3 protein-coding genes are annotated in these 3,375 nt (G+C 45.8%); 1 reads left to right on the top strand and 2 read right to left on the bottom strand.

Going from position 1 to position 3,375, the window contains the following annotated elements; translation table 11 throughout:
- The first annotated feature begins 969 nt into the window (after window positions 1–969).
- Window positions 970–1,410: a hypothetical protein gene (locus V3S16_RS13230; protein ID WP_413885688.1), complete on the top strand. Its 441-nt coding sequence runs from the start codon at window positions 970–972 to the stop codon at window positions 1,408–1,410.
- A 332-nt stretch (window positions 1,411–1,742) separates the two neighbouring features.
- Here V3S16_RS13230 and V3S16_RS13225 read toward each other — a convergent pair whose 3' ends face one another.
- Together V3S16_RS13225 and V3S16_RS13220 are read right to left on the bottom strand one after the other, a co-directional pair.
- Window positions 1,743–2,003 carry an SHOCT domain-containing protein gene (locus V3S16_RS13225; RefSeq protein WP_413885686.1) on the bottom strand — a complete coding sequence of 87 codons (261 nt, stop codon included), beginning with the start codon at window positions 2,001–2,003 and terminating at the stop codon, window positions 1,743–1,745.
- A 16-nt stretch (window positions 2,004–2,019) separates the two neighbouring features.
- Complete coding sequence (locus V3S16_RS13220; RefSeq protein WP_413885684.1) at window positions 2,020–2,988, bottom strand: multiheme c-type cytochrome; 969 nt, start codon at window positions 2,986–2,988, stop codon at window positions 2,020–2,022.
- Window positions 2,989–3,375: the final 387 nt, after the last annotated feature.

Here is a 3,375-nt window from a genome sequence, read left to right as displayed (position 1 = left end):
ATTGAAGTCTATTACAAAAACTTGAAACTTGCCGGGTTTGCTAATCAAAATATAGAAATGGAGGTCGCTTAAATATCAATATGCCTGACAGTGACATTTTAACGTTGCAATAAAAATGACATATTGACGTTGCAACGACATATAAAAATGAAAAAATTTCAGAGGGGAATTGGAGGAATTGGGGTCAGGTCTTGACGAACTATTGCCCAAACCCTTTTAAAGGGTTTTTATAAAGATTCTTGTAATACGCTCTTTTATAAACTATTGAATTAAAGGGGTAATTATTTAACGATTTCCTTATTAACACCTTCAATATCCTTTGGGCAACAGTCCGTTGACATTTGACAATTTCATTTTCTTTAGTAAGCGTGAATTATTGGATGCCGGATCAAGTCCGGCATGACAGGCTAAAAGGGCTCATGTCTTGAATAAGGTCAAAATACCGGAAGGGCTGTACGAGCGGACGCTCAAGGATTTAAAATTACACTTGTTGAATTAAAGTATTTTCGCCAGGACAGCGCGGCGATGCGAGCTAAAACCGGATAAAGGATTTGAAAATCGGATTCGGCATGGAGCGTATTTCACCGCTAAAAGGCCCCCCAAAACACAAGGCAAAGAATGAATCCCATTGCGGATTGCCAAAACCGCACTTGGCAAAAAGAAAACACTTATATAAAAAGTTGCGGGAGTGAACGAAGGCGAAGCCCGTGAGCAAGCCGCCAATTATCAGCCCACCCGGTAAACCGCGCGCATTTGAGGTTTTGTAGGTTTTGTCAGTTCGCTATCTAAGCGTATCCGGTAATTTCGCTGGCCGCCTTTTTCACGCTTCGCCTATTTTGCGCTATTTCCTCCCATTTTGAGAGGTTTTGTTGATTATAGACGACGCGTTGACTCATGGCAAAAGGTAACCGGGGAGGCGGCTGATTTTTAGTCGTTGCCTGGTTCGCCCATGTTGGGGTAAATAATGGTTTGCAGATTTCAGTTTTTGGGAAAAGTGCCCTACCGGAACAGGATTCATTTAAAGCTGATTATTCGCCAAATGAATTTAAAAACGTTATCCTCCACCTCAATTCCGCCGATCCAATAAAATCAAAAGAAATATTAGATAGGGCTGCAGAAATACTGCTTGCCCAGGGGGAATCTGGTAAAAAAGTGGCTGTTGAAGTCATAGCTAATGGAGAGGGTTTGAGTCTTTTCAACGCTGACGAATCTCTTTTTATAAAGCGGATAAAGCGAATGCAGGTAGAATACCCCAACCTTAGTTTCTTGGCCTGCGGGGTTGCTGCGAGCAGGTATGAAAAACGGATGGGAAGAGCGATAAGCTTTATAAAAGGCGTTATTGTCACCCCGTCTGCCGTCGAGAAGATTGTCCGGCGCGTTAGACAAGGCTGGGAGTATCAAAGGATTTGACTTTCTGTGTAGCGGGCAATCCGCTTATCTAGCAGTTTGTTGAAAAAGTCCATCCGGGACTTTTTCAGCTACGGCTTGGTCGAAATAAATTCGTCCAAGCCTTTCAAATTGCTTGGCAATCAGCCTACGCAATTTGGGCAATCCGTCCATGGATTGCTTATCAGTCTGCTTTTTCAGCAGCCTGATAATTCTCTTCCAAAAGTAATTGGAAGCGTTATACATTAGGATCAGGGCAAGTATTGGGGATTGTTCCTTAAAATACGCGGTGCGAAAATCCCGGCGGTTTAAATTTCCCGGCCAGATTCGGCTGAACCGGCCAGGAAGGACGACGACTATTTTATGTCTTCCTTCATTTTTTCAAATTCTTCACCGGTAATTTCCCCCTTGGCGTACCTCTTTTTAAGTACGTCGAGTGCGGTCTCTTCCGGTCCGGGTTGCGGATTTGAATAGTTTTCGCCATGACCACGGTGCATGCCGCGCATCATTCCCCCTCTGGACATCATGAATAGGCCGAAGACAATGAAAATCACGAATAAAAAGGGCATTATGGGGAAGCCCCACATTCCCCCACCGCCAAAGAAATCAGGTCCCATTGGATTTTCCTCCGTGTTAAAGTGTTGGGAAATTCATCCTTTTCTCAAAAAAGGGCTCGCTTGTCCAATAAGCTTTGGTGATATCGCCCTCGTGCTCGTCGGATACTTCATATAACTTCATCGTTAACACAACTTCACTTATCTGACCGTTCAACGAAGCGGGCAGCGTAAATTCAAGCCTTCTTGCCTCGCCGCTTTGGAGTTGCGTATCCTCCAGGAGTTTATAAGGCATCAGTCCGAATACAGGCATCTGATTATATTTCTTTGCGAAAGTCGTGATGATCTGATGAATCCGCTTTCCCCGGTTATCGATAAAACTTATCTCAAGGCCGAGGGTGCGCGTGCCGCCGCCGGCCGGGATCGAGTGGCCCATAACACGGTTTTCGATGGAGAGGCTGAAATTAGGGAATTCTAGAGCTACATCTTTGATATCCAGATCGTCGCGATATATTTCTACATTCCGTACAGCCGTATCGAAGCCGTGATATCTCAGTTCGCTTTCCCGTGGTTTCATGTGGCAATCCTGGCAAGTAGTACCTTGCGCAGCCGCCTGGCTTTTCAGGTAGGAAGCCTTCAGGCCCATGAGCGGGACGCCCGACAAAGGGTTGACCATCGTATGGCATTTCAGGCAGAATTCGGCCTTTTTCATTTGTTCCCGGCCCGGCAAATACTTCTTTTCATGCGTAACTTCAATCGAGTCCTCAACCGTTTCGGCCGGCAACAGCGTTCCATGGCACGTCTCGCAGTTAACGCCGTCGTTAACTTCCTTTATGCCGTGGCAGGCATAGCACATTGCCTCGCCGCCCATCATAGCCTTGTACATGAAAACGCCGGTAAACATTTCCTTGAAATCATTGAAAGACGCGGCCGTGGTCGCCTGCGCGTGGCGTGAGTTTGCCCTCCACTCTTCATATATTTCCTCGTGGCATTCCGCACAGAACTTGGCGCCGCGCTGATCCCCGACTTCATATTTGGGTTTTTTCATTTCCTCGATGTCTTTATACATGGTGCATGATGAGGTAACGAAGAGAACCATCAGGAGGAAAAAAAAGAATCGTGTCATATACCGATTAGACGGCACAGTACTCTCCCTTGGGGCTCTTAGGATGCGATCATACTACCCGGCATACCCCATGCGACCCCATTTAAGTTATTCTACTCACCGGCATTCTAGCAAATATGGCATAAACTTTCAAAACAATTCAGCCTATTTGTGCTTCCTCAAGCCTTGCCAAGTTTTGAATAAAGAAGCCGCTTAACCATCCGGGAAACGGACATTTTGCCGTTCACAGGGCAAGCCTTCCCAGAGCTAGGAATCGAAAATATGGGGGACTAAAAACCTGTATGCGGGGATATTGGGAGACTTGTTCAG

The organism is Candidatus Desulfatibia sp. (genome assembly GCF_036446775.1).
Lineage (GTDB): Bacteria > Desulfobacterota > Desulfobacteria > Desulfobacterales > UBA11574 > Desulfatibia_A.
Note: the sequence above shows the minus strand (reverse complement) of the source record. Positions and strands in the feature narration are given on the sequence as shown.